We start from the raw sequence: 25,873 nt of genomic DNA on the forward strand, positions 1-25,873 counted from the left end.
GGCATCGATAGGCAAGCACACACTCTCGCGATGGAGCCGGAAACAAGCACCTCTGAGAATTATCAAAAATGCATTCGCACGATTGATCAGAATAGGATCCAGATTGAACCAGAAACGGGGAACAGCAGATGAACGAATTTAAAGAGACAAACCAATCCGAGCAATATCAATACGACCCCAACAACTTGCTGGAGTCGCTGATCGAAAGGCTGAACCTGAAAAACGATGCAGCCCTTTCGCGCGCGCTTGAAGTTGCGCCTCCGCTGATCAGCAAGATCCGTCATCGGAGGCTTCCGGTTGGCGCATCTCTCCTGATCCGCATGCACGAAGTCTCGGACCTGAGCATCAAGGACCTGCGTCACCTGATGGGCGACCGTCGCACGAAATTCCGCATCAGCGACAAGCAGTTCAAGCCGAAGGCCCAGGCCGCGGCGAGCGCCACTGCCAGTTCATCGGCGGCCTGAACAGCGGATGGCATGCGAGAACCGGGCAGCGCGCTGTCCGGCCATCTGGAGGACAAAGCTGCTCGCATGCCTGGTCCATGCCAGCGCTGTGAGCAGTTTTTACAGGGCAGGAATACGCTGATACTTACCCACAGGAACTGTGGTCAAGTATGTGGATAAGCGTGTGGATTGTTCTGCAAGTCATTCATTTCCATGGGCTTTCTCCTTGCGAACAAGAATTGCCCATGGAAACTACCCTTCTTCCCCGCAGACGATGGCTTCTTGCCGAAGCCATCTCGATTTCTTTAGACGAAAAAAAGCCCGCAGACCTTTCGGTTGCGGGCCAATCCAATTCAAGGAGAGTTGGAGGAGACGCTTTCACTATACCGAAGGTGCTCTCATCAATCCGCTTTATTTTTGCAATACCTGTCATTCTCCACTTTTATATCTTTCCTACGCCCTGCCTTCTGAGGCATCGCAGCAGGGGTGCCGGGGTGCATGATTTGCCTCAATGAGCCCGCCCCCGCGCGGAGTACGATCGGCGCATGGATCAAACGGAGCAAACGATGTCGATGTCAGATGAACATCAGGTTCCCACGGAACCGCTTCCCGGCGACGAGCCGACGCCTGACAAGAAGCCCACACCCGATGAAGAACCGGTGCCCGACCATAATCCGGAAGCACGGGGCAAGAAAGTGAAATAAGACCCGCGTTCCTGCCACAAGCCGACCTCGCCTGTCGCGCTTGCCACAAGCAGCCGGCATTGCCGCGCTGCGAAGGCAGCTTTTGAACCCGGACGTCGAAGGCGGCCTTCAGGCCGCACGCGTCGGCCGCTCTTTCCGTGCGCCGCATGCCGTCCGGTGCGAGATGTTCCGCATCTTGCTTTTGCACTCTCGGGATCATCCAACGATATCCGATGACAGAACAATTGCCTGACTGGCTGACGACCATCGCTTACGCCATCATGCCGTGGGTTGTACTGGTGACCCGCATGCCCTGGATAGGAATCATCATCCAGCTGCTGTTCGCCTTGCTCGCGGTGCTGGTCGCGCATCGCATCGGAACCGCGCTCCTGCTGCGCCTGACTGCGCCGCTGCCGTTCTCGCGCCGCCTCGTGCTGTACGGGCATCGCGCCGGCGGGATGATGGTGTTCCTTCTTCTCGCTCAGGTCATCCTGCGCAATGCACCGGACTCGCTCGGCGGAATCGCAGGCGCGCGGCAGCTGGATGCGCTCGGCCTCATCGCCGCCCTGACATGGCTCGGTGTGCGCTGCGTGCGGGCCATCACACACACCATCATCGAACTCAATCCCGCCGACGCGCCCGACAACCTGCAGGCTCGTCGCATCCAGACCCAGACCCGGGTGCTGGGTCGCGTTGCCATCGTGATGATCATCCTCATCGGGTCAGGCGCAGCCCTGATGACCTTGCCGGGCCTGCGCCAGATCGGCACCAGCCTGCTCGCCTCCGCCGGCGTGGCCGGACTGGTGGTCGGCTTCGCCGCCAAACCGGTGCTGGGGAATCTCCTCGCCGGCATGCAGATCGCCCTGACCCAGCCGATCCGTCTGCAAGATGTGGTCATCGTGCAGAACGAATGGGGGCAGATCGAAGAAATCACCGGAACCTACGTCGTGGTGCGCCTCTGGGACCAGCGCAGGATGATCGTTCCGCTGCAGTGGTTCATCGAAAACCCGTTCCAGAACTGGACCAGGACCAGCTCCGAAATCCTCGGCACCGTCCTGCTGTGGGTCGATTACCGCATGCCCCTCGAGCCCTTGCGCAGAGAGGCGGAGCGAATCTGTCGGGATGCCCAGGATTGGGATGGACGCTTGTGCCTGGTGCAGGTGGTGGAAGCCGGCCAGCATGCCATGCAGGTGCGCGTACTGGTCAGCGCCGGCGATGCGTCGCGCTCATGGGACCTGCGCTGCCGCCTGCGCGAGAACCTGATCCGGTTCATTCAAGCCGAATACCCCGAATTCCTGCCGAACATCCGGGCGGCGGTCGAGATGACGCAGCCGGCTGGCGCCTGATCGCATTGCGGCGCCTGCCCTGATTTTAATCAATGTGAAATTTTGCTTGCAAATCAGAAAGATAAAGATACTTGCCCCTGGTTATCCACAAAGTTGGCCACAGCAAATGTGAGCAAGTTCACGGCCGTCGCGCTTGCGTCCGAGAGTTCGGCAACATGAAGTTCGGTGCCATGCCAGGCGAATGGAAAACCGGCGGCATCACTTCACCTTCATCCTCTTCTGCGAGCTCAAATGCTGCCTGCAGAATCAATTCCATCAGGCCATCGTAGAACCTGGTCTGGTCGTGGCGTGCATCTCGTGGCAACAGCCCTGCCTCGACTGCCTTCTTGACGGCGACTTGCACCATGTCATCGGTTACTTTCACGTGCGACCTCCTGTCGGCAATACGTGCCAATTACGCCAATCATGGCGTGTATTTATTACACGGCGATGAAGACGGGTGCCGGGAATTACAGCAGTGGCACGGCTTTGGCATCAAGCCTGCAAGATGCGTTCCTTGTTCAGCAGAGCGGTTCTGTGATCGCACCTGCATATCCCATATATATGGCTAGGCCGCTCATCGGGGCAGGTGTCTAATTACGCTGCTGAAATTTTTGGAAACCGTTGCAGGACTGGGCACGCAAAATGTGGGCAAGGAGAGGCAAGTCTTCAGGGAGTGCATGTACCGAATGCGGGGCACGCTTGCCCGCAATGGCGGAAATCTGTCCGGAATGCAGCTATCCGGTGACAGAACCGAGGCACGAAGGCGATGAAGGTGACGAAGGCAACGCGGGGGAAACCGCGCTGAAGGAATATAAACTGATACGGCTGCTTGGCGGTGCAGTCATTGCCGGCGGACTCGTTGCGATCATGGCAGACTCCCCGATTGCGGCCGCAGTATCCATCACGACCGGGATCGCCACCTATGTCACCGGCCTGCTCGGCGCCTGGTGGAACACGGGCGGCTGACCGATCCGCCATCAATCCATCTTCACTTCCATTCCCTGCTGCTCGGCGCATGGCGAAAACCCGGGTCGCGCACTTCCCGCGATCGATTTGTTGCGCGCATCATCCACCTCCTTCAGCGCTTTTGCCAAGGCATCAAGCTGCTTCTGCCCGGATACCATCATCGTCGGCAATCCGCATGCACGCACAGCGGCTTCCAGGCGGCGGAGCGCTGCCAGTTCATCATCGGGCAGGGAGGAACAGGCCATATGCATTTCCCGTGGAAAACGAAAATTCAAACTGCCTAGACCTTGCGCCGCCGGGATTTGTTCCGCAACACGACGCGGCGGCTAACGATAATCGCACCCTTTGCCACATTGTCTTGCCATGCTTGTCATCGCCTGATTCGGGTCAATGAAGCGCCGACATGCAATGCTAGGATTGAACGCGTTCGGAAGGATTCCCCATGCAGATCGAGACTGTCGGAAAGTACCAGCTTCACCTGATTGCCCATGAGGTTCCCGGTGGCTGGGATCCCTACGTCAGCGTGTATGAATTCGATGACGAAGTACAGGATTTCAGATGCGTGCTTGAAAAGCATCATGCATCCGCGCAGGCTATCGCGGACTACGACGACGCTCTTGAAGTTGCGCGGCGCACCGGCAACCGCTTCCTCGAGACTGGCAAGATCTGAATTCTTCCTCCGATCATCATCGCTCGTCACCAGCCACCCTTGCCCTTGCGCCGCATCTCCGTGTCAGGCTGAACAAATTCACAAGCGCGCTTGATAAATTGCAATATGCACGCACTTGTGCCGACTTACGATACGTCCGATGCATGAACAGATGTGCACGGATGCGAACGAAGCGGGCAACACGCGACTCTAACTCTACCAATAAAAACCAACGTTTTCGGATTGCCGCAAATGGCACGAGTCCATACCCATTACGACAATTTGAAGGTGGCGCGCGATGCTCCCCCTGAAGTGATTCGTGCCGCGTACAAGACACTGTCGCAAAAGCATCATCCGGACCGCAACGGCAACAGTGCCAATGCGATGCGCATCATCCAGATCATCAACGTCGCCTATGAAGTGCTCTCCGATCCTGTCAAGCGCCGGGAGCACGATGAGTGGATCACGCGGATGGAAGCGGATGACGCCTCCGCACGTGAAATACACCACCACTCGCACAGGCATGCGCACCGACACAGTTCTCGCCGAACGCATCGGTCCGTTTTCCATTTCCATGGCTCGCGCTACAAGTCGCTGCTCGATTTCTCGCGCCTCGCCCATAAGTTGCGCATGATGCTGGACCACTTTTCGCGCAAACTCTTCCGCAAGACCTGATTCCCCCACTCCTGCCTGCCCTTGCCCGCCATTCGCTCCGGGAACACATTTCCCGGAATCCCGCCTAAGCAGGAGGAGGGACTGGTTCATGAAAGCAAATAACCCGCTGCGGCGACTGCGGGAAATGATCTCGCTTCGGCTCCGGTATATCTGGCGTCTTGCCGTTCCACTATGGATCTTCCGGGATGCCGGCAAAGGGAGCATGGAGCAAAGGATCGCCAATTACCGCTACAACCGTGCGCAGCGCAAGGTGCTGCCCTTCTATGTCTGGAAATGGGTCGGCATCGCGCTCTGCACTTTGCAACTCATGCAACTGCTTTCGGACCGCATGACGGCGACAGCGCAGGAAAGCACCGGCCATCTGTGCGCGGCGCTGGCCTGCATGAGCGCGGGGATCGGGTTTGCCTTCTCCTGCATCGTAATCACGGTGCTCTTTGCCAGTTATCTTTATCTCAGCTGCGTGAAGCGATAACGGACGCTAGCCCGACGCAAGGCCGTGGCCGGTGTATACTTCGCGCTTTCCCAGCAACTCCCACGGCGAGCTTGCCGCTTCGCCTACATCTCCTATAGCATGCTGATCGACACAGCCCCGGGCGCAGAAAAGACAAGATTTCAATTTCAATTCCGTTCCCCTGTCGCGCTGGCGATTGTCATTTCCACAATCTTCCTGGTTTTCCACAACTTCCGCTTCTGGCGCGAAACCAGCGCGGCTCTCTGGAATGGCACGCTCAGTGACACGCTGTTCATGGCTTCGCTGTTTGCCGTGCTGCTCTTCCTCCACACGACCTTTCTCCTGCTGATTCCCGGCAGGCGCCTGCTGCAGGCGACGGCGACAGTGCTGTTCATGGTCGCGGCAATGGCCTCGTATTCTGCCGATGCCTACGGCGTGTTCATCGACAAGGAGATGATCCGCAACCTGTTCGAAACCGATCGGCGCGAGGCGGGTGCCCTGTTCAATGCCCGCTTCGCCCTGTACGTGGCCGTACTCGGCGTCCTGCCGTCCTTGCTGGTATGGCGGGTGCGCCTGCAGAAAATCGGGTTCAAGCGACAGGTGATGCAGCGTCTTGCATTTTTTGTCGGCGGACTGGCAGCGAGTGCCGCCATGCTGTTCGCCTTCTCTGCGAATTACAGCTCGTTCGCGCGTGAACACAAGAACCTGCGCTACCTGCTCAGCCCCGGCGCCGCGGTGCAAGGCGCGATCCAGTACGCGCGCGGCACGATGCCGAACGCGCAAGACAATACCTTCGTCGATACTCGCGGTGCGACCACGCGCTTCATGAAGACCGCGCACAACAAGCCGCTGCTGATGTTCCTCGTCGTTGGCGAAACGGCGCGCGGGCTCAATTTCCAGCTCGGCGGCTATGACCGGCCGACCAATCCGGAACTATCGAAGGTCGACGGCCTGTATTACTTCAACAATGTCAGTTCCTGCGGGACTTCGACAGCGATTTCCGTGCCCTGCATGTTCTCGCATCTCGGCCAGGAGCATTTCACCGTCCCGGTCGCCCTCCACACCACCAACCTGCTCGACGCACTCGCCAAGGCAGGTATCGGCGTTGAGTGGCGAGACAACAACTCCGGCAGCAAGGGCGTCAGCGCCCGCGCCAGGACGATCAGCTACGATGGACACAATGATGCCGCGCTGTGCAACAGCGAGTCCTGCTACGACGAGATCATGTTGCAGGGGCTGGAGCAGTCGCTGCGCGCGATCCATGACGATACCGTGTTCACCTTCCACCAGATCGGCAGTCACGGGCCGGCTTATTCGAAGCGCTATCCTGCGCGCTTCGAACGCTTCACGCCGGTCTGCAATACCAACGAGCTGAAAGAGTGTTCCGAAGAACAGATCCGCAACGCCTACGACAACTCTATCGTTTATACCGATTACAACCTGTCGCGCCAGATCGCCATCCTCAAATCCCTGTCGGACCGTTTCGACACCGTGCTGATCTACGTGTCCGACCATGGTGAATCGCTCGGCGAGAAAGGCCTGTACCTGCATGGTGCGCCTTACATGTTTGCCCCGGTCGAACAGAAGAAAGTGCCCTTCATCCTGTGGATGTCGGATGGCTACCGCCGGCGCTTCTCGCTCGACAGCGCCTGCATGCGCGCTCTTGTCGACAAGCCGTTCAGCCATGACAATCTGTACCATACCGTCCTCGGCGGCATGGGCGTGAAGAATGCGATGTACCAGGGCAGCATGGACATATTCGCTGCATGCCGGCATGACGCGGTCCTGGCAAGCAATACAAGCGCTTCACAATAAGCTGCGCCGCCTGGCGCGCCGGTGGGGCGCAAGCACATTCGATGGAGGGAGGCATTCATGAACAGGTTCCTTTCCGGCGGCGTCGTGCTGTGCCTCGCACTGCATGCCCCCGCCGCCCCCGCACAAGCTCCCGCCACGCCCACGGTGAATGGCCTTTATGAACAAGGCCCGCATGAACTTACGGCGAACTGGCATCAGCTCGGCAAGCGCCACAATGCGGCGGTGTTCCTGCACAAAAATGTCAAGAAGGCCGACAAGGGCCGCCTGGCCGTTTGGCGCGATACCGAATATCCCTACGCGGAATACTTCGAGAAGGAACACGCCTACCTCTCGGCGCGGGAACGCGTGGTGATCGACTGCAAATCCGCGACTCTCGGCGTTGCGGAAACGTCCTATTACGCGGAGCGCTTCGGCAAGGGCGAGATCGTGGGGACAAGCAAGGCGAATGGCATCGAGATGTTCGATGCCGTGCCCGATTCGCTGGACGAGCAGCTAATCAATACTGCCTGCGCTCCGAAGCCGCGCAGCAAACCTGCGCACAAGAAGGCAGCGGCGAAGCCCGCCGATGACAAGCAGGCCGCGAACGACAAGAGCGCTGACGGCGAAAAGAAACCGGCGGGTGAAAAGAAACCAGCCGGAGAGAATAAATCCGCCGGCGATAACAAATCCGCCAGCGACAAGAAAGCGCCTGCACGAAGGCAGTCTGCGCGAGCCCGCAGATCTGCCGACGGCACATAATTAGTGTGCACCAGGTCACCGGCGCATCCGTCGCGCCTTCACCGCCGCCATTCCCTCATTGCGCCGTCATGCAGCGTGGTGAAATCCGCTTCCGGCTACGCCGGTGCGCCGATCAGCGTTTGCGGGCGATAAAGCCGGCGACCGCCGTTGCACCAGTACTCGCATTCGACAACTGCAGCGCACCACCGATTTCCGCAGGTCCCGTCCCACCCGACCCCGTCGACACCACCGGACCGTAGTAGCGGCCGCTGATGCCGCCGGTGAGCGCGCCGGCAGCGGCAGGTGCGGTCAGGTAGTTGGCCACGCTCGCGCCGGCCGCGCCCATTGCCGCGGTCGTCGTGAAGGACAGCGGAACGGCATTTCCGGCGGCATCAAAGGTCTTCGTGTTCTGGAAGGCGATCGTGACCAGACGTGTTGCGAAATCGACGGTAATCGTCGCGTCACCACGGAATACCGGCGGCTCTTCCTTGCCGTTGGAGGCATACCAGCCGTAGACGATACCGCTGTATGTGGCGGTGCCGGTTGTAGGCACCGTCGCCGGATCGGTCACCGCGCCGAAGGACACCAGGCCACGCCGCTTCTTGTTGTGCTCCTGGCCAAGCGCAGCCCACTCCTCGAGCAGAACCGTATCCTGGCTCTCCCATGTACCGAGGTTGGCGTACTGCTCGGTCCAGCCACCAATGCCGCGGTAGCCCTTGCCGCCCGGGAAAGGCACGCCGGGGCCGGTGGAGTTCGGGATGCCGTCGCCGGCATGCACGTCGCCGTCCTCATGCAGGCGGGTTGCCACCATCCAGTCCAGTTGGCCGCCGCCGGTGCGCCAGTCACCCTGCACCGTCTGCACACCAGTGGTTTCCGTGGTGGGACATGGAATGAGGTCCGCCGGGCAGCGCGACGGGTCAGTACGCGGGAAGTAGGCATTGTTCGCGTAATTCGCCTGGGTTGCCGCGCCCTTGAGCGTTGCGAAGTTGTAGAAGCTCAGATCCGAGCTGGGCGGAAGCGCAATCGAGGTGACGGCGCCGTTTGCTGCAAGCTGGACATGTCCTGCGGTGGTGCGGAAGGTCTCGATGATCGGCGGACGTTCGACCTTGCCGTCCCAGCTCAGTCCGAGGTTGCTCAGCAGGAGCACGGGTTTCGATACGACGCTGTTCGCGTCCTTCGCCAGCCTGAACTCGGCCACGCCGCCAGATGCGGGAGCCAGGCCGAGGGCCGTGGTCGGGGTGGCATTCGGCGTGGCAAGGTCGCTGGTGGACTTGCCATACACCTGCACCCCCGAGCGGGTCAGCGCAACACCGTTGTCGGTACGGATGATGCTACCACCGCTGCATTGATACTCGGGCCCGTCGACGCAGGACATGGTCATGGCGTCGGCGACCGGCGCCGGCGGTGTCGGTGTGGGGGCAGGAGTCGGCGCTGGTGTTGGCGTGGGCGCCGGTGTGGGGGTTGGCGCGGGGGTTGGTGCGGGATTTGGGGTCGGAGCCGGCTGGGTTCCGCCGTTGTTCCCGGTATTGGTCGCCGGTGAAGTCGTCGATGATCCTGAACCGCCGCCTCCGCCGCATGCCGCCAATACGCTCGCTGCCATCATGGCGGCGATGATCGGCTTAATATGAAAGAGGACGGGCTTTGTCTCGTCTCCGGGAAACAGTGAGCGTTGACGCTTCCGTGTCATTGAATTTTCCATGCTGACCTTTCAGTTATTCAATACCTGGCAATCGCCTCGCCTCGGCAATGCATCCACATGCTTCGGGTCGGCCAAGTCTGCTTGCAACATCGTGGCTGGACAGGTGTCGCAACGGTGTCTGGAGCGGCATCCAGGAAAGCGACAGCGAAAAGATGTCGATGTGCCTTCCTGAAAACCGCTCCCGGGAAGAAGCGGAAATGAACCCTATCTCATTCCGCCTGGTAGATTTTCCTGTGCGTCAGCGCAATGGCCTTGATGACTGTTAAGCCTTGCGGTTCACCTGTGGCAAAGACCACACGGCAACGGAAGGAAACTTGAGGAAGCACAAGCCTTTTTCCTGGAAAAAATCTTGTACTGTGTATTCAGGACTTGGGCCGCCAACATGAATCAACATGCATATCATCGATTACCGAACCCGTGAAATCCTGAAGGACCCTGGAGCATTTGCGCTCAGGACACTGAAGAGCTTCCGCGCCAACCAGGGACTCCTGCTCGCAGGCGCGGTGGCCTACTATGCGCTGCTATCGATCGTGCCCCTGCTGATCGTCACAGTGATTGCGTTGTCGCATTTCATCGACCAGGCTGAACTCCTGCAGACCATCGGACGTTACCTCGAATGGCTGCTGCCCGGGCAATCGAGAGCGATCGTCAAGGAACTGGCGAACTTTCTGGCAAACCGTGAGATCATCGGATGGGTATTGCTCGTCACCATGCTCTTCTTCAGCTCGCTGGCATTCACGGTGCTGGAGAACGCAATGTCGGTGATCTTCTTCCACCGCGTGGCCATTCGCAGACGGCACTACCTGATTTCGGCATTGCTGCCGTACTTCTATATCTTCGCACTCGGCGTCGGGCTGCTGCTCGTTACACTGGTTGCAGGAAGTCTGCAGACGATCGGACAGGAAAGCGTCAATTTACTGGGAAGGACGTGGTCATTGCGCGGCTTCTCCGGCTTGCTGCTCTATCTGCTCGGGTTGGCCGGCGAGATACTTCTCCTGACGTCGGTGTACATGGTGATGCCGGTCGGGCGCCTGTCGGTCCGGCATGCGCTGCTCGGCGGCGTCACTGCCGCCCTGCTCTGGGAAATTACCCGCCACGTGCTTGTATGGTATTTCGCCACGCTATCGCAGGTGAATGTGGTGTACGGATCGCTGACGACGGCAATCGTGGTGCTGCTCAGCCTGGAAGTTGCAGCGACCCTGGTACTGTTCGGCGCGCAAGTGATTGCCGAATACGAACGTGTCGGGGAAGATGAATCACACCGGCCACCGCCGACCTTCCACACTGGCTGAACATGCTGTCGCCGCTCAGAAGAACATCTGCATCGCAACCACGGCCAGTGCAAGGATGGTGGTCACGCCCAGCGCGGCCATGCGCAGGCGACTGAAACTGAACAGCGCGTATCTCCCTTTGAGGCGGACACGCTCATGCAGGGTTTTGCCCATGATGATCTCCCTGTGAAAAGAGGGTTGTTCCTGGTGAGAATTGTAGGAAAGGCACGGAACGCCCGATGTGACGACTGGCACAAGCTGACGCAAAAGCAACGGTGCTGCCGCGAATATCGGCGCGAATATCGGCGCGAATGATTGCCGCGAACATCGGCGCGAATGCAAGAGAACAGCGGAAGCGATGAGAACAGCACGAAGACAGCACGGAAGGCCAGATGTCAGCGAAGGTGAATGAAATGCGGGTGGCGTGCCTGCCCGTGTTTTCGGGCAGGACACACCGGGCTGCGGTCATGCATATCGGTTGCATGTACAGCAGATAAGGGAATGATAGCGGGGCAGTATTACCGGGTGATGACGCTTATCAAACGGCCTATGACGAAGGCTGGCCGGAGCGCGTAAGCCAGGCGAGTGCCTGCGCCGTGTCGGAGAAGACTTCGATGCCGTGCGCGCTGGTATCGATCAGCGCAAGCGCAACATCGGTCGACAACTGGGAGAATTTGGTCGGACTGTAGACCCATGCGAACTGCTGCATGCCTGCCCGCTTCATGCGCGGGAACCAGTCCTTCGCGGCCCATTCGGCGACTTCCATCCAGAGTCCCCTGACGTTGGAATTGTCATTGAGGATCTTGTATGCCTTGTGCCGTGTCATCAGTTCCAGGATGCGTTCGCAGCCACTGGTCCCGGTGTTCATGCTCTGGTATCCCTTCCAGTTGACATGAAGGATCAGGGTATCGCGGTCGACGGCGATGTCGATGGAACTATGACTGTACAGCTCAAGCATGGTAATCGTCTTTGTTCGAAGACTTGCATGAACGATACTAACATGCGTCTCGGATCAGGCGGGCAATGCCCTTCGTCACGCGACGGTCATTACTGAATGGAAGTCTGCGCGGCGGAAGGTAAGTCGCGAAACACCACGTCCTCCACGTCATCATTCCACTTTCGCTGCAGGGGATTGATCAGTTCGCGCGCTCTCAACGTGCTGATGCGTTCCATCGCCGCACGCCACCTGCGGTCAAAGCGCATCGACACGAGCGTCGCGGCTGCGGCGAGCAGCCAGATGAAGAGAAAGCCTGGATTGCCGTCCATGAGCAACATGTGCACAGCCAGGGTGAAGGAGGACATGAACCCGAGCATGCCGATGACGGTCGCAAGCAGGGAGAAGGTGTGGCGCCTGGGCGCGCGCGGGGGATTGGTGCTTTGCATCGAAGGATTTGATTCACTGCAATTTTCCACGCCGCAGATTATGCCACTTCCAGCGCGTTTGTTTCATGAAATAATGCGACGATGCAAGCCTGTCATGCTGCGATCGCAATGAGGCAAGAATGGTCACACTCTACGAATACACACGCCATCCGCGGTACTGGATCGTCCACGACGAGCAGGGTTATTGGCTGGTGCCCGCACGTCAGAACGGATGGAATGAAAGAGAACCTTTCGTTGGCCATGTCATCGCCTTGCGTGAAGTCACCGACCTCGATGGCATTGACCTTGGCATCCCGGTGAAGGGTGGCGACAACACTTGACGCCGCACGCCAGGTCGCTCAACGCGGATCCGGGGCAGGCGCGCCGGAGGGCGGCAAGACCGGGCTGGTCGTGATCGGGTGCAGCAGCCCCTGCATGATCATTCTGGCGAGCGCAGCGATCACGTCGTCATCCTCCCAGTAGGCGGTATGCGACATCGGCGTGAAGCTCTTCAGCCAGTCAAGCAGGCCCTCGCCGACATTCACCTGCCGGTCTTCCACCAGGCTTTCGTATCCACCTTCCGGCGGACGAAGCGGCCAGCCGAGCGCATCGTGCCGGTCGAAGAGGTTGAGCCACTTGAACTGGTTGTTGGGGCGGTCGATGGCACGAATGCTGAGGCGCTTGTGGGCCGCAACAAAAATCGGGATATTGCATCCTGTGGTCAGCAGGCCGACCAGGGTCGAGCCGCGCAGGAAGGATTTTTCCTGCGGCGAAAGCGGCTGCCTCGATCCGGTGATCTGCTCGCTGAAACGGTCGATGTCCTTCCAGATGCCGGCGTACCGTTTCTCGCCCGCCGCTTCGCGCTGCGCATCGTAGACGTAGCAGGAGAACACCTGGCAACCGAGCGATTGCGCGATGACGACAACAGGCCCGTCGCCGCCCATTTCCCGCCGCGCTGCCCACAGCTTGCGCGCGATGTCGAGCTGCGCGCCTTCATAGACAGAGCCGTCCATTTCCTTGTTGGTTTCCAGCCCGGCCGCATCGGCGAAGCCGAACAGCAGGAACCGGCGCAGGTCGTCCCAGCGCAGGTCGCCCTTGTCCATCCGGTTCCACACTTCCTGTTCATTGGGCTGCAACAGGCGCTGGTAATTGACAGCCTGGAAGGAAAGCTTGTCCGTCGTGTTATCCAGCTTCGCAAACAACTTGTTGCGCAGCGTTTCGTAATAGTTGTCGACGGTTTCGCCCATGCCATGGAGCGTGAGCAATGCGATCTGCCTGGCCATGCCAAATCTCCCGGAAACCGGGGGCAGCCCGCCATCACCGGCTGCCCACCATGCGCAAGACGGAATGACGGCCGCCATACGCGCGGTTTCCATCATCCGGCTTGCCGCGATGGAGCGAATTGATTTCTCTCATGCCTGCCATGCAGGGCAGACGCGCGCTACGCGACTTGCCAATGAGCGCAGCGGGCCAGGGAAAGGAATGACTGGAAGGGACGGGAATGCGCGCAAGCGGTGGTTACGGCCTCGCTTCGTCGCCCCACACCTGCTGCATGCTGAATCGCACTCCCGCCCGCTCCTCGCTCAGCATTTCGCGCACCGCGAATTGCGGATTCGCCGTGTCGCGCCTGACCGGGCCGGGCAGCGGTGCGCCTTGCGCCCCGATAAGTGCGTGCACGACAGGTGTATTCGGACCGCCGCCCTTGCCCGCCACAACGCCGATTTCATCGTTGGCAAGCCGCACGATCGCGCCGGTCGGATAGATACCGAGCACGCCAATAAAGCAGGTGGTGAGCATCGGATCGACACTGTCATGGTCGGCCAGGAGAATGTCGCTCAGCGCCTCGTTCGGCAGCAGCGACTTGCGGTAACTGCGAGAGGACACCCGCGCGCAGTAGCGATCGGCAAGGGAGATGATCTTTGCATTGAAGGGGATTTCATCGCCGGTCTTGCGGAACGGATAGCCACTGCCATTCTCGTTCTCGTGATGCGCCAGCACATAGCTCAGCCAGTCCGGATCGGCAACGCCCGCCGCCGCAAGCATCTCCACGCCCTGCTGCGGATGGTTGTGGATCAGCGCAAGCTCGCGGTCGGAAATGGCGTTGAGGCGGCTCTGCAACTGTTCCTGGCTCGGCAGCATGCCGACATTCATCGTGAGCGCCGCGGCCATGATCGTCAGCGTCTCCGCCGGGCCTTTCTGCAACGCGCGCGCCACCAGCAGAGACACCACGGCGCTGTCGATGCAATGGCGCACCGCATAGCTGCCCTCCTCTTGGTTCAGCAGGATGCAGGCCAGCGCAATGTTGGGGTTCAGGTCGGTTGCATGCGTCAGTGCGCGGGCGATGTCGATCACGCCCGCCTGGACATCCGTCTCGCGGCCGAGGTTGAAAAGAAGATGTTCAAGGCGCTTGTGTGCGGCGTTGATCAGGCGCAGGATCGACTGCGTTCCTGAATGCTTTCCGCCGCTTTCAATGTCTGATTCATGGGTGGGTTGCTGAATCATTTGCTTCCCCTGTTGCTTGGTGGTCCGGCCCTGCAGTTCGGGTGAGCCAGCCGGCAATGTCTGTGTGCGATAACAAACAGACAACGCCCGCGACTCACGGCAGTCGCCTCATTTGGTTTTTACTATCCCTGCGTCAATAAATACCACAAACAGGTGACCGGCATCATGGTAGCCATAAAAAATATTTCCAGCTAGCAACAATATAACGTTAGACTTATCATGAAGCCCGTATAACCCGATGTTTTCTTATGGCCACGATTACCAACCAGCGTCTCGCCAATCTTCGAGCGCTCGTCGTCGACGACATGGCGACGATGCGGCAGAACATCCGCAACCAGCTGGGGCAGCTCGGCATTGGCCTGGTGGATCAGGCGGGGACGCCCGATGAGGCGATCAGCCAGATTCGCAAGACCCCCTACGACATCATCGTCTGCGACTACAACCTGAACAAGGAAACCAACGGCCAGCAGATGCTGGAATTCCTGCGTTCGCAGAACATGCTCTCGCCCGCCACCATGTTCATCATGGTGACCGCCGAAGCCGCCTACGATCTCGTCGCCAGCGCCGCCGAATTCCAGCCCGACGCCTACATGGTCAAGCCGCTGACGGGCGCCAAGCTGCTGGAACGCATCGAGCGCCTGCTCGACAAGCAGAACGCGCTGCGCACCATCGTCGGTCGCCTCAAGCTGAAGGACACGCTCGGCGCCGTGGCGGAATGCGACCGCATGCTGCAGGCAGCACCGAAATTCGCACTCGACATCCTGAAGATCAAGGCCACGTCCCTGCTCGAACTGGGCAAGCCGGAAGATGCGCTCACCGTGTACAGGCAGGCGCTTTCGGTGCGCGACGACCTGGTCTGGGCCAGGCTGGGCATTGCGACCTGTCACCAGATCGCCGGCAAGCTCGACGATGCCAGGGCGGCAGCGAAAGAAGTACTGGCCAGTAATGCCAAATATATCCCGGCGTACGACCTGCTGGCCAAAGTGGCGGAGAGCCAGGGCGACGAACAGGAAGCGCTCGAAGTCCTGAACCAGTCCTATGAAGTCATTCCGTCCGCGCGGCGCAGCCGCATGGTCGGCGATGTCGCCTACCGCACCGGCGACCTGGAACGGGCAAAGACCGCCTTCAGCAAGGCGCTGCACCATACCAAGGGCTCACTCACCGCCCAGCCCTCAGACATGCTCTCGCTGGCACAGGTGCATGTTGACGCCGGCGAGGCGAAGGAAGCGCTGCAGATCCTCTCCACCGCACCCAAGCACTTTGCCGAGTCCAATGCATTCGTCGCCACGCAGGCCGCTGTGCAGGCCCAGGCACACGTCAGCCTGGGCAATGCAGAGGAAGCGGAAAAGGCGTATTCCATTGCCAGGAGCCTGGTCGACACCACCAAGGCGGATGCCTCCGCGCTGGCGCTTGCCAAGGCAGCTTTTTCGATCGGCCGTGACGACGAAGGCGCAAGCATCCTGAAGAAAGCGGTCATGGCCGACCATGAAAACAATCGGCTTGTATCGCTCGCGCGCAAGGTGCTGAAAGACACCGGCAAGGAGGAAATGGCCGGGCAGATCGTCGATCACGCCCTCAGCGAAGTCACCGCGATCGTGGCCGAAGCCAATGCACTGATGCGCAAGGCACAGTTTGACGAATCGCTGGCCAAGCTGGACGAAGCGCTGGCTGCGATGCCGGAGAATACCGGCGTGCTGCTCGCGGCAGCGCAATTGCACCTGCTGTGGATGAGCCAGAAAGGCCTCAACATTGACTACGTGGCGAAGGTCAACAACTACTTGTCCAAGCTCGATACGCTCATGCCGGGCAACGAGCGCGTCACGAAGATGTACCGTTTCCTGCGCGAGACCCTCAGCCGCACCGCGAAGAAGGAATGAGATGGACATCAAGCTCGCCGCCGTAATCATCCATGACATCAAGAACGCCCTCGGCGTGCTTGAAGGCGAGCTGGAGGACATGACCCGGAGTCCGACGCGCGAACAGGCCCTGCTCGCCCATGAGACCTGCACCTCGCTGCATGAGAAGCTGATCGGATTCCTCACGCTCTACAAGGCATCCTCGCAGGGATTGAACGCACGCATCGAACCGGTGAACCCGGAAGACTTCCTCAATGGCCTGCTGCGCGTGCATGCGGGCGGCCGCCCGGAACTCCGCGTGACCATCGACCGGCGCGACATGCCCATCCTCGGCTTTTTCGACGAGAACCTGGTCGGACTCGCACTGGAAGCGGCGCTGCAGAATGCAACCCGGTTTGCCCGTACCTGCATTGAAATCGGTTGCGTGAAAGATGACGCCGGGTATCTGGCATTTACTGTCCGCGACGACGGAAGCGGACTCGGCACCAAGGAAGAAAAACCGTCAACAGGCCTCGGCATGGAACTGTGCCGCGCCATTGCGCAGGCGCATCGCAAGGGCGATCAGTGCGGCAGTGTATCGCTCGGCAACCGCCCCGAAGGCGGCGCCGAGTTCCGGCTGCGCGTGCCCTGACCACCAACCATTCTTTGCCGCCGTTCCCGCCGGCCCGTCCAACTCCCTTCGGCAAGCCTCGCACAGGACCTCTCATCGCCCCATCCCCGGAACATTTCCTTGTGCGGCGCGCCAAATACACTTTGGAGGCAGCATGTCCAGCAATGACTCTGATGAAATCAACCGGCTGATCCTTGAATTTGTGGATCTGCAAGAAACCTGGGAACGCGACCCGGCTGCGTTTGACTGGGCGCTCCTGCAAGCCCTGGCCCGCCGCGGCGCACATGCCTACAACGAGGACGCCGGTCCCTCCTTCCACGCTCTCGCCATCGATGCGGTGGTGCACGGCGAATTCCATGAACGCTTTCTCGCCTATTTGCTGCAGGCGGATTTCGATCCATTCAAGCTGGCCCGGCCCGGCACCGGAGTAGCCGCAATACCCGTCATCGACCACGCTGCCCTCGCCGAGGCGACGGATTCCAACGCGTCCTCTGCGCGCATGCGGGCAGCGTTGATGGAAGTGGCGCGCAGACGCTTCGCTGCTCTGGCGCTCGATGCCCGGGAAGGCAAACGCTTGCCGTCCGACATGCTTGAACTGATCGAAGCTTGCGCGGAATCCATTCCGCTCGACCTGCTACAACACATCGCGCCCGAACTGGCGAAGGAACATCACGGAGAGGTGAAGCGGCAATCTGTCGATCCGACCGAAGCCTACCTCAGCCCCGCAGAATTCCTGCTCGACGCCAGCATCCGCACCCATGGCTGACCCCTGCCCCACACCACGTGCCTGCGGACCAGGCGCCACGTGAACGCACGCGCCGCTATCAAAGGGATCTTGCTGGCTCTGCTGGCCGGCAGCGCACCGTGTCACCCTGCCCTGGCGGAAACGGAGATATCGAGCTTCGCCTTCGTGCACGAGGACGGTAGCCTGACCGTCGACGGACATCTGATCCATCTGTACGGCATCTACGTTCCGCCCACCGACCACACCTGCACCACCTTCATCCGCCCCATGCCCTGCGGCACGCGCGCATCGCTCGCACTCGAATTCCGGATCGGCGGCGATTTCGTGCACTGCATGGAAAGGGCAAGGAATGCAGACGGCAGCATCACCGCAAGCTGCACGGCTGGCGGTGAAGACCTGAGTGAATGGATGCTGCAAAGGGGATGGGCAGTTGCGCTGCCGGATGCGCCGTTTCAGTACGCCGCAATGGAAAAAATAGCGCGTGCGAAAGGCATCGGCGTCTGGGGTATTGCACTGGATGCACCAACGAGGCCGCGCTGATCCTGCCTCGTTGCGGGTTCAGCGGAACGTATTGCGGCGCCGCGTCTTGTGGCCCTGCAGTTCGACGCAACCCCATCCGAGTTCACGCCTGATTTGCATCGGGTCGGGTGGCGGCGCATGGGACTTGATGCGTTCCTGCTGCCATTTGCGGATCTGTTCTTTGCTTGGCTTGGTCATGGGTTTCTCACGAAAACAAAAGAAAAATATGCGCGGTTTCTTCTGTTTTTCTGCGGCGAATAATAAGCCGCGCGCTGCGAGCAACAGCAATCGATGCAAACCGCATGCCACCAGTTTCGCGCGTCAGGTGTTGTTTTTCCCGCAGGACGTGCCATGCGATAACGAACATTGCGCCCACTGCTGCAGGCTGTCATCTTCTCGTAAGGATGCCCTTTCTAAAATGAGAACTGAAAGGCGTTGCATTACCGCGATGAAACCGGTTGGAACGCGCTTCAGCATGGGAGGTCATCATGGGAAAATCACTCCACAACAGAATCCGTCTCGGGCGTCGCTGCCTCGCGCTTTCCTGGCTGCGGACACTGCTTCGCCGCTAGTCGCCGCCAGCGACTGAGAGACTCGCCGGCTCCGGCGCAATCGTTTTGCGCCGGACGTGCTGCCCGATTCACCCCGGATTCGGAATGTTGTAGCGGGCGCGCAAGTCCCTCACCGTATCGATGATCTGCTTCCTGCATTCGAGCGGATCGGTTGCGTCCCCCTCGAACATGTTCGCATCCCAGTTGCAGCCGGATGCATCCGGCTCATGCCAATAGATCGTCTTGAGGGAAACCCGGGCGCACTTCTCATGCTTGCGCATTTCCTCGCGGATCAGGTGGTTGATTTCTTCGATCGACATTACGATTCGAGACATGTTCTTCTCCTCAACAGTGGCCACGCGGCAGAAGCGGGGCCGGTAATCTTTACATGGCCTACACTATCTCGTCCGGGAATGAAGGGTAACGATGAGGATCAAGTTTTGCGCCGGAAACGGGTTCTATCCATGCACATCCGTCAGGTGCGAATCGTCATGGATTCCCTGCCCGACACGGCCCTCGATAGACATGTGGGCTGCATGGCCCAGCGACCTGAAATAAGCGAGCCAATACTCAGCCGCCACCCTAGTCGGGTGCCACGGTCCGTACTGCACATCCAGCAACCGGGTACGTGGCGCTAGCGACTTGAAAACAATCCGGTACATCACAATCAAACTGAACTGCGTCAGATCCGCCACCAATGGATTGCGGCCATGATCGACATTTGAGGGCAGGCACGACCGGTTTTCGATGCGCGATCCTGCCGTTTTTGCCCTGAGAAAAAAGCATAGGGCGATGATTTCGAGACGTCAATATCTGGCGGAATGGCGGGCCTGCTCCGGTTGCGCGATATACTCAACATTGCACGTCTTGCAAGGGATGCCCTGTTCTCGGCCCGGAGGTTTCGTTGCCCCTCTAGACATTTTCACGGCGAACCACTAAAATTCGCCCTCCTTTCCCTGATAGCTCAGTCGGTAGAGCGACGGACTGTTAATCCGCAGGTCCCTGGTTCGAGTCCAGGTCGGGGAGCCACAGAATTCAAAGGCTTAGTCCAACGACTAGGCCTTTTTTCTTTCCGCAACGTGACACCAACGTGACAGCGGCACCACGTTCTTCCCCTTGCCCTGCTCGATCCGCGATGCTGCCACCAGCAAATTCTCGGTAGCAAACTTCGCATAGCGATCCACCATCAAACGGGTTTTCCACCCAAGTCTTTCAGTTCATCCACCGACGTACCCGCCTGCCGATGCCATGACGCCCAGGTATGTCGGAGTTCATGGAAACGAAAATCCCCGAACCCTGCTTTCTACAACGCGTTGTGCCAAGCGGTATTGGCCACATCCCATCCAATCGGCTTTCCACGGATACGTATACGTGCGGGAAAAATGCCGCAATCCTTGGGCTAATCCGATGTTCCGCATCGTAGTCGGAACAGCTCAACAGCACGGAGTGCTGTTTGTCTTGGCCTGGTGCATTTGTGCCTGGGCTTTACAAGCCACAATTAATATATAGAATCGGTAAAGTGTAACTTTTGAGCAACTTTTAAGCAGTTGTCTGCAAAGCGTTTAGCGCCCTAAACGGAAGATATCCAGCAAAGCTGCCATCTATGGGCGAGTCATGCCCGGGTAAAGCCGGTCGGCGATATCCCGCGCAGCCATATCATTCCAAGTAATCCTTAGTGACAACCGGTGAAGTGGCGGCAAGAAGATTACCGAGAGCAAAAAGACGACGCGCAAGCGAAAAAAATACAAAACGGCAGGTCAGAAACAGAGGGAACACCACCAGGCTGTTCAAGTCTTGGTGGCATACAACATCCCCAGCCATCGAATGCCGAAAGACACTGCTGCGCATCAATAAAGAGCGCAGCAGCTAGAAAAGAATTTTCAGGGAGAGGCTTCAGTGCGCAACAACCAACCGGTTACGGGGCAAGAATATTTCTTGCGCCCAGGGCAGTCGCTCATCTCGAGGACTGACACTAAAGGAAGAATCACCTATGCCAATCGGGATTTCGTTGAGGCAAGCGGCTTCACGGAAGACGAACTGATCGGCTCACCACATAACATCGTTCGGCATCCCGACATGCCGCGGGACGCATTCGAAGACTTATGGCGCTCCTTGAAGGCCGGTCGCGCATGGACCGGCTTGGTAAAGAATCGCCGCAAAAACGGCGACCATTACTGGGTACAGGCAAATGCAACCCCGGTCTCCGAGAACGGAAAAATCATTGGATATACTTCCGTCAGGACGCTTCCGACACGAGAGCAAGTTCAGGCGGCGGAAGCAACCTACGCCAAATTCAGGAACGGCCGCGCACGAGGCATTGCCATACGTGAGGGGCAAGTAGTACGTACCGGCTTGATCGGAGCCATTGCCCGGCTGGGACGCCTGCGAGTGGCCGCCAAGATCAATCTCGTTCTTATCCTGCTCTGCTTTGCAGTGATGTCCGTTAGCGTCATCTGCCTGCACGCCTTGAGCAGCGCCAATGCGACCTTACGCAGCATGTATGAAAGCCGCACTGCCGCGATGAGGCAGCTCGATACGATCACATGGCTGCTCAGCCGGGACGAGAATGCCATTCTCGAAGTGTTGAGTTCTCCAACTCCTGAGCTCACCCGCCAGGCTCAACAGCAGTATGAAGAAAATGAGAAAGTCATCGGCCGAGCATGGAAAGAATATCAGACAAGCCATCTGACCGATGCAGAGAAACAGTTGGGAGAACAGTTCACTACCGACTATAAGCTGTATGTACAGACGGGTCTTCGCCCTGCCCTCGTTGCACTACGTCAGAACGACGTCGTGGAAGCGCAGCGAATTCAAAATGGCGTGATGAAGCCAGCGTTTGCGCCAGTTCGAAAGGATATCAACGGGCTGCTAGATTTGAAGCTGAAGACAGCCAAGGAAGAATCAGAAGCCGCAGAGTTGAGGTACGCGACCATACGCAACGTGGTGGTGGGCACTGTCCTGCTGGCCTTCGCATTCGCCGGCATTGTTGCAAAGTATCTGTCGAAAACAATTGTTCGCCCACTCCGCGAGGCGGTCGACGTCGCCAAGCAAATCGCTGCCTGCAATCTCACGGCCCAAATCCGTCCTCAATCTACTGATGAGACTGGTGAACTCATGCATGCATTGGACACGATGAAGCAAAGCTTGGCCAACATCGTGGCTGGCGTCCGCACGAATGCTGAGTCAATCGCCACCGGAGCATCGCAGATCGCAGCTGGTAATGCAGATCTCGCGACGCGCACCGAAGAGCAGGCGGCCAACCTGGGGGAAACTACGGGGAGCATTGAGCAGCTCACTGCGACTGTCCAGAACAATGCCGAACGGTCTGCCACCGTGAAGACGCTGGTGGAGCAGGCACGTGATACTGCCTCGCAAGGTGGACATGCCATGGCACGGGTTGTCACTACCATGAATGGCATTACCAACAGCTCCAGGCTCGTGACAGACATTACCGCCGTCATCGACACAATCGCATTCCAGACAAACATTCTTGCGTTAAATGCCGCCGTCGAAGCTGCGCGAGCCGGTGAGTTGGGTCGCGGCTTTGCCGTTGTGGCTGCAGAAGTCAGAACTCTCGCGCAGCGTTCTGCGGCCGCGGCCAAGGAAATCAAGGACCTGATCAGCTTTTCGGTATCAGAAATCCAATTAGGTTCGCAGGAGGTTAGCCACGCTCAACAGACCATGGAAAGTATTGTAGCGTCCGTAGAGAAGGTGGCAGACCTTATCGGAGAAATATCAAGTGCCTCACTCGCGCAGAGCCAAGGCATTGAACAGGTGAATGTCGCGGTAGCACAGATGGATCAGGTCACCCATCACAATGCGTCGCTGGTTGACCAGGCAGCCGCTGCTTCCGAAAGCATGAGGCGACAATGTACTGGATTGCTTCAGGAAGTGGCTGTGTTTCGCCTGAACGATGGAGAGTCTCGGCACACTTAGGCCCTGTCAAAAACTAAATTGTGCATGTTGCCTTGCACTGCGGGATGCCATGCAAGGCGTTCGTGAACAGCGCAACTCGAGGGCAAGGCTCCTTGGGCGCATCGATTGCCGCCAGGCTCACAGCGACGCTGCCTTCCGCTAGCGCGTCCTGTGCGATCCCGACTCGCGGCTTCTCCCACTCCGTCCACCACAAGTGAATGCCGCGCCTCTAGCGATGTCGGCCCAAGAGGCCCCATTCGATGGATTCGGGCAGTTCAGGTTGTAGCATATCGTCCCTTCTCGCCATGGCGCTGGAAAGGGATTGCGCGACATTGCACTGTTTCTCGTTGCAATATCCCGGAAGCGGTGCGAAAGTGAAAGAAACCGAAAGACGGTAAAAAAGAAGCACGCATCCGGTCCGCTAGCGACTTGCAGGAATGACATCGCGGTTCCGGAATGACACTTGAGGGAGATAGCCGCACCATGAGAACCAAGGCCGTCCGCATGGCGGACAGGATTTCGAGATCGCCGCCGTGGTTCCTGCTGCTGCAATGGTGCCTGCTGATCGCCGTTTGCGTGGCAGCACCTGTATCCCGTGCCGATACATTGGTCTTGTCCGATGAAGCGGAAAGCTATTCGCTCGGCCGTCATCTCAGCTTCCTCGAAGACAGATCCGGCACACTCACGTTCGACGAGATACGGAACGATACCGGACGGTTTGCGTTCACCCCAAGCCGGACCGACGCTCTCAATTTCGGCTTTACCAGGTCCGTGTACTGGTTACGTGCGGACCTCGAGAACCTGAATTCGGAGGTGACGCACTGGTTCCTCGAATGCCAGTACACGGTGATCGACCGCATCGATCTCTACGTCGTCAAGCACGACGGATCGGTGACATCCTATCGCGGCGGCGACACCGTACCGTTTGCCGAGCGGCCGGTGAAGCATCGGAACACCATCTTCCGTATTCCTCTCGAGAAGTGGCAACCCACCACGATCTATCTGCGTGTGCAATCCCAGAGTTCGATGCAGATTCCTCTCGTTCTATGGAGCCCCAAGGGCCTGCTGGCCAACGAGCACGAGAAGCAGTTCTTCGCGGGCATCTATTACGGCATCGTACTCGCGATGCTTCTGTATAACCTGCTGATCTGGATGTCGATCCGCGACATCAACTACCTGTACTACGCGAACTACATCTGCGCCTGGATCCTGTTCCAGCTGTCGATCGACGGCTATGCCTTTGAACTCCTGTGGCCCGACTATCCGGGGTGGGGCAACATCGCGACGCCATTTTTCGTCGGCTACGGTTTCTTCGCGATCCTCCAGTTCAGCCGCGAATTCCTGCAACTGCGGCAGAACATGCCGAAGACCGACCGGGCATTCCGCTTCGCGCTGTGGTATTTCGCGCTGGTGATGCTGAGCGCGCTGTTCCTGGACTACACCGTCGCGATCCGGGCAGGCACATTCGGCGCCTTCCTTGGCGCCGCGCTGATCTTCGTCACCGGCGCGGTCAGCCTGAAGAACGGCGTCAGGCAGGCGCGATTCTTCATGGTTGCCTGGTCGGTCCTCCTGCTATCGATCTTCATCTACACGCTACGCACCTTCGGCATGCTGCCCCAGGTATTCATCAGCGAATACGGCCTGCCGATCGGCTCCGCGCTGGAAGTCATCCTCCTGTCCTTCGCGCTGGCGCACCGGATGCGCCTGCTCAAGGCGGAAAACGAACGCATCCAGCGCCAGGCCACCGAAACGCTCGAGCAGCGCGTGAAACAGCGCACACTGGAGCTCGACCATGCTCTGCAGCGCCTGGCGGATGCGAATGAACAGCTGAAAGGCCTGAGTTATACCGACGGGCTGACCGGTGTGAAGAACCGTATCTGCTTCGACAAGACGATTGCATCGGAGTGGCAGCGCAGCATCCGTGCGAAAGCGCCGCTGGCCCTCCTCCTGCTGGATATCGATCATTTCAAGAAGGTCAATGACAATTACGGCCACCTTGCCGGCGACGCCTGCCTGAAGCAGGTTGCGGCTGCCATGCGGCAGGCGGTGCAGCGCGCCACGGATGAAGTGTTTCGTTACGGTGGTGAAGAGTTCGTCATCCTGCTGCCGCAAACCGGTATGGACGGCGCGGTGCATATCGCAGAAAAAATTCGCCGCAGGATTGAACACCTGCCTGTTGAATTCGAGGGGCAGCGCATTGCCATTACCGTCAGCATCGGCGTGTCATCGCTGGTACCGACGAACGAGGCAAGCAGCGACATCCTGATCGCCAACGCTGACGAAGCCATGTACGTTGCCAAGAACAGCGGACGAAATCGGGTTCAAGCGTATTCCGAGGCGGGGCACGGAGTTGTCGAATACGGAGAGTGACGCACCGGCACACAGTCGGCTGTCGATGAACCTGTCGATGGGTATCGCAATGTATCCCACTGTGTTCGGTGTAAGGGCTTGCAAGAACGGCTCCAAGGCCTCCACCGGTCCGCTAAAGTGGCTCTGTCAGTCCTCTCCCTACTGATGAAAGTGTCGCCCGCAAGCACATGGCTTGCGGGTTTTTTTTCGGGAAGTCCAACGGTTTCCCGACGTCTTATTCGCGCGGAGGCGGCGGGAAACGGAACGCAACCGACAAGCGATTCCAGCTGTTTATCGCGCAAATCGCGCCGGTCAGGAAAACCACTTCCTTCTCCGAAAACTGCGCGCGCACCGAAGCAAAGTCTTCATCCGTAATGTGTTCCTGCGCAACGCAGGTCACCAGTTCTGCCCATGCCAGGGCCGCACATTCGCGCTCAGAGTAAACACCTGCATCCCTCCATGCGGCCACTAGGTCCAGCTTCTCTGGCTTCACATCCAGCCCTCGCGCAATATTCAGGTGATATTGCAGGCAAAACGCACAGCCATTGATCTGCGAGACGCGCAGCTTGATCAGCTCGAGCAGATCTTTCTCGATACCAGCCTCAACCGCTGCGCTCGCAAGGTCAATCAAGGCAGTGCGGATGGCCGGTGCCATCTGGTTGAAATCCGCATAGGCAATACGGGACGAAAACTGTGCCACACCAACCTCCTTTGCATTAGAATCAGGGCAATGTAAGAACTCTAACATGTTATTCGAACTCTGACAT

General features: G+C 58.9%; 30 protein-coding genes and 1 tRNA gene. 18 read left to right on the forward strand and 13 right to left on the reverse strand.

Annotated features, from left to right (window positions below; genetic code table 11):
- The first annotated feature begins 128 nt into the window (after nucleotides 1-128).
- The 3 genes from VJ698_RS10700 to VJ698_RS10710 all read left to right on the forward strand — a co-directional run bounded on the left by VJ698_RS10700 (nucleotide 129) and on the right by VJ698_RS10710 (nucleotide 2,472).
- Nucleotides 129-464 carry a hypothetical protein gene (locus VJ698_RS10700; RefSeq protein WP_324102740.1) on the forward strand — a complete coding sequence of 112 codons (336 nt, stop codon included), beginning with the start codon at nucleotides 129-131 and terminating at the stop codon, nucleotides 462-464.
- Between the two features lie 545 nt (nucleotides 465-1,009).
- A complete protein-coding gene (locus VJ698_RS10705; protein WP_324102741.1) occupies nucleotides 1,010-1,147 on the forward strand; it encodes a hypothetical protein in 138 nt (45 codons plus the stop codon).
- Between the two features lie 212 nt (nucleotides 1,148-1,359).
- On the forward strand, nucleotides 1,360-2,472 hold the full coding sequence (locus tag VJ698_RS10710) for a mechanosensitive ion channel family protein (RefSeq protein WP_324102742.1): 1,113 nt from the start codon (nucleotides 1,360-1,362) through the stop codon (nucleotides 2,470-2,472).
- A gap of 118 nt (nucleotides 2,473-2,590) precedes the next feature.
- Here VJ698_RS10710 and VJ698_RS10715 read toward each other — a convergent pair whose 3' ends face one another.
- A complete protein-coding gene (locus tag VJ698_RS10715) occupies nucleotides 2,591-2,836 on the reverse strand; it encodes a hypothetical protein (protein WP_324102743.1) in 246 nt (81 codons plus the stop codon).
- Between the two features lie 359 nt (nucleotides 2,837-3,195).
- Between VJ698_RS10715 and VJ698_RS10720 the strand changes: the two genes are divergently transcribed.
- Nucleotides 3,196-3,420 carry a hypothetical protein gene (locus tag VJ698_RS10720; protein ID WP_324102744.1) on the forward strand — a complete coding sequence of 75 codons (225 nt, stop codon included), beginning with the start codon at nucleotides 3,196-3,198 and terminating at the stop codon, nucleotides 3,418-3,420.
- An 11-nt stretch (nucleotides 3,421-3,431) separates the two neighbouring features.
- On the opposite strand, the gene VJ698_RS10725 is transcribed toward VJ698_RS10720, so the two are convergent.
- Complete coding sequence (locus VJ698_RS10725) at nucleotides 3,432-3,665, reverse strand: hypothetical protein (protein ID WP_324102745.1); 234 nt, start codon at nucleotides 3,663-3,665, stop codon at nucleotides 3,432-3,434.
- Nucleotides 3,666-3,862: 197 nt separating this feature from the next.
- Here VJ698_RS10725 and VJ698_RS10730 point away from each other — a divergent pair, with 197 nt between their 5' ends.
- From VJ698_RS10730 to VJ698_RS10750, 5 genes are all read left to right on the forward strand, one after another.
- Complete coding sequence (locus VJ698_RS10730; protein ID WP_324102746.1) at nucleotides 3,863-4,090, forward strand: hypothetical protein; 228 nt, start codon at nucleotides 3,863-3,865, stop codon at nucleotides 4,088-4,090.
- 231 nt (nucleotides 4,091-4,321) lie between these two features.
- The gene (locus VJ698_RS24600; RefSeq protein ID WP_414691146.1) at nucleotides 4,322-4,744 is read left to right on the forward strand and encodes a J domain-containing protein; all 423 of its coding nucleotides are present in this window, start codon (nucleotides 4,322-4,324) and stop codon (nucleotides 4,742-4,744) included.
- 88 nt (nucleotides 4,745-4,832) lie between these two features.
- A complete protein-coding gene (locus tag VJ698_RS10740; protein ID WP_324102747.1) occupies nucleotides 4,833-5,216 on the forward strand; it encodes a hypothetical protein in 384 nt (127 codons plus the stop codon).
- A gap of 99 nt (nucleotides 5,217-5,315) precedes the next feature.
- Nucleotides 5,316-7,010: a phosphoethanolamine--lipid A transferase gene (locus VJ698_RS10745; protein ID WP_324102748.1), complete on the forward strand. Its 1,695-nt coding sequence runs from the start codon at nucleotides 5,316-5,318 to the stop codon at nucleotides 7,008-7,010.
- A gap of 57 nt (nucleotides 7,011-7,067) precedes the next feature.
- A complete protein-coding gene (locus tag VJ698_RS10750) occupies nucleotides 7,068-7,748 on the forward strand; it encodes a surface-adhesin E family protein (RefSeq protein WP_324102749.1) in 681 nt (226 codons plus the stop codon).
- 112 nt (nucleotides 7,749-7,860) lie between these two features.
- Here the strand turns inward: VJ698_RS10750 and VJ698_RS10755 are convergent, their stop codons facing one another.
- The gene (locus VJ698_RS10755) at nucleotides 7,861-9,108 is read right to left on the reverse strand and encodes a hypothetical protein (protein WP_324102750.1); all 1,248 of its coding nucleotides are present in this window, start codon (nucleotides 9,106-9,108) and stop codon (nucleotides 7,861-7,863) included.
- 710 nt (nucleotides 9,109-9,818) lie between these two features.
- Between VJ698_RS10755 and VJ698_RS10760 the strand changes: the two genes are divergently transcribed.
- Nucleotides 9,819-10,718 carry a YihY/virulence factor BrkB family protein gene (locus VJ698_RS10760; protein WP_324102751.1) on the forward strand — a complete coding sequence of 300 codons (900 nt, stop codon included), beginning with the start codon at nucleotides 9,819-9,821 and terminating at the stop codon, nucleotides 10,716-10,718.
- 15 nt (nucleotides 10,719-10,733) lie between these two features.
- Here VJ698_RS10760 and VJ698_RS10765 read toward each other — a convergent pair whose 3' ends face one another.
- The 3 genes from VJ698_RS10765 to VJ698_RS10775 form a co-directional block, all read right to left on the reverse strand.
- Nucleotides 10,734-10,871 carry a hypothetical protein gene (locus tag VJ698_RS10765; RefSeq protein ID WP_324102752.1) on the reverse strand — a complete coding sequence of 46 codons (138 nt, stop codon included), beginning with the start codon at nucleotides 10,869-10,871 and terminating at the stop codon, nucleotides 10,734-10,736.
- 373 nt (nucleotides 10,872-11,244) lie between these two features.
- Nucleotides 11,245-11,655, reverse strand: a complete 411-nt coding sequence (locus VJ698_RS10770; protein ID WP_324102753.1) for a hypothetical protein — start codon at nucleotides 11,653-11,655, stop codon at nucleotides 11,245-11,247.
- Nucleotides 11,656-11,744: 89 nt separating this feature from the next.
- A complete protein-coding gene (locus VJ698_RS10775) occupies nucleotides 11,745-12,080 on the reverse strand; it encodes a hypothetical protein (RefSeq protein ID WP_324102754.1) in 336 nt (111 codons plus the stop codon).
- Between the two features lie 119 nt (nucleotides 12,081-12,199).
- Here VJ698_RS10775 and VJ698_RS10780 point away from each other — a divergent pair, with 119 nt between their 5' ends.
- On the forward strand, nucleotides 12,200-12,400 hold the full coding sequence (locus VJ698_RS10780) for a hypothetical protein (RefSeq protein ID WP_324102755.1): 201 nt from the start codon (nucleotides 12,200-12,202) through the stop codon (nucleotides 12,398-12,400).
- Between the two features lie 18 nt (nucleotides 12,401-12,418).
- Here VJ698_RS10780 and VJ698_RS10785 read toward each other — a convergent pair whose 3' ends face one another.
- A complete protein-coding gene (locus VJ698_RS10785) occupies nucleotides 12,419-13,342 on the reverse strand; it encodes a hypothetical protein (protein ID WP_324102756.1) in 924 nt (307 codons plus the stop codon).
- A gap of 235 nt (nucleotides 13,343-13,577) precedes the next feature.
- The gene (locus tag VJ698_RS10790) at nucleotides 13,578-14,561 is read right to left on the reverse strand and encodes an HD-GYP domain-containing protein (RefSeq protein WP_324102757.1); all 984 of its coding nucleotides are present in this window, start codon (nucleotides 14,559-14,561) and stop codon (nucleotides 13,578-13,580) included.
- Between the two features lie 248 nt (nucleotides 14,562-14,809).
- Between VJ698_RS10790 and VJ698_RS10795 the strand changes: the two genes are divergently transcribed.
- The 4 genes from VJ698_RS10795 (at nucleotide 14,810) to VJ698_RS10810 (ending at nucleotide 18,312) form a co-directional block, all read left to right on the forward strand.
- Complete coding sequence (locus tag VJ698_RS10795; protein ID WP_324102758.1) at nucleotides 14,810-16,438, forward strand: tetratricopeptide repeat protein; 1,629 nt, start codon at nucleotides 14,810-14,812, stop codon at nucleotides 16,436-16,438.
- A 1-nt stretch (nucleotide 16,439) separates the two neighbouring features.
- On the forward strand, nucleotides 16,440-17,048 hold the full coding sequence (locus VJ698_RS10800) for a HAMP domain-containing sensor histidine kinase (protein WP_324102759.1): 609 nt from the start codon (nucleotides 16,440-16,442) through the stop codon (nucleotides 17,046-17,048).
- A 133-nt stretch (nucleotides 17,049-17,181) separates the two neighbouring features.
- Nucleotides 17,182-17,793: a hypothetical protein gene (locus tag VJ698_RS10805; protein ID WP_324102760.1), complete on the forward strand. Its 612-nt coding sequence runs from the start codon at nucleotides 17,182-17,184 to the stop codon at nucleotides 17,791-17,793.
- Between the two features lie 39 nt (nucleotides 17,794-17,832).
- Entirely contained in the window at nucleotides 17,833-18,312 is a 480-nt protein-coding gene (locus VJ698_RS10810) for a thermonuclease family protein (protein ID WP_324102761.1), read from the forward strand.
- Nucleotides 18,313-18,330: 18 nt separating this feature from the next.
- Here the strand turns inward: VJ698_RS10810 and VJ698_RS10815 are convergent, their stop codons facing one another.
- From VJ698_RS10815 to VJ698_RS10825, 3 genes are all read right to left on the reverse strand, one after another.
- Nucleotides 18,331-18,489: a hypothetical protein gene (locus tag VJ698_RS10815; RefSeq protein ID WP_324102762.1), complete on the reverse strand. Its 159-nt coding sequence runs from the start codon at nucleotides 18,487-18,489 to the stop codon at nucleotides 18,331-18,333.
- 7 nt (nucleotides 18,490-18,496) lie between these two features.
- Nucleotides 18,497-18,658, reverse strand: coding sequence for a hypothetical protein (locus tag VJ698_RS10820; protein ID WP_324102763.1), 162 nt, complete (start codon nucleotides 18,656-18,658; stop codon nucleotides 18,497-18,499).
- Between the two features lie 273 nt (nucleotides 18,659-18,931).
- Complete coding sequence (locus VJ698_RS10825) at nucleotides 18,932-19,177, reverse strand: hypothetical protein (protein ID WP_324102764.1); 246 nt, start codon at nucleotides 19,175-19,177, stop codon at nucleotides 18,932-18,934.
- A gap of 618 nt (nucleotides 19,178-19,795) precedes the next feature.
- Here VJ698_RS10825 and VJ698_RS10830 point away from each other — a divergent pair.
- Nucleotides 19,796-19,871: transfer RNA gene (locus VJ698_RS10830), tRNA-Asn, on the forward strand.
- Nucleotides 19,872-19,897: 26 nt separating this feature from the next.
- Here VJ698_RS10830 and VJ698_RS24605 read toward each other — a convergent pair.
- Nucleotides 19,898-20,029, reverse strand: coding sequence for a hypothetical protein (locus VJ698_RS24605; protein WP_414691147.1), 132 nt, complete (start codon nucleotides 20,027-20,029; stop codon nucleotides 19,898-19,900).
- Between the two features lie 709 nt (nucleotides 20,030-20,738).
- Between VJ698_RS24605 and VJ698_RS10840 the strand changes: the two genes are divergently transcribed.
- Complete coding sequence (locus VJ698_RS10840; RefSeq protein WP_324102765.1) at nucleotides 20,739-22,778, forward strand: methyl-accepting chemotaxis protein; 2,040 nt, start codon at nucleotides 20,739-20,741, stop codon at nucleotides 22,776-22,778.
- Nucleotides 22,779-23,240: 462 nt separating this feature from the next.
- Nucleotides 23,241-25,127 (forward strand): diguanylate cyclase, encoded by a 1,887-nt coding sequence (locus VJ698_RS10845; protein ID WP_324102766.1) that lies wholly within the window; start codon nucleotides 23,241-23,243, stop codon nucleotides 25,125-25,127.
- 214 nt (nucleotides 25,128-25,341) lie between these two features.
- Here VJ698_RS10845 and VJ698_RS10850 read toward each other — a convergent pair whose 3' ends face one another.
- Complete coding sequence (locus tag VJ698_RS10850) at nucleotides 25,342-25,806, reverse strand: carboxymuconolactone decarboxylase family protein (RefSeq protein WP_324102767.1); 465 nt, start codon at nucleotides 25,804-25,806, stop codon at nucleotides 25,342-25,344.
- Nucleotides 25,807-25,873 lie beyond the last annotated feature (67 nt).

Source organism: Noviherbaspirillum sp. (assembly GCF_035254685.1).
GTDB lineage: Bacteria > Pseudomonadota > Gammaproteobacteria > Burkholderiales > Burkholderiaceae_D > Noviherbaspirillum.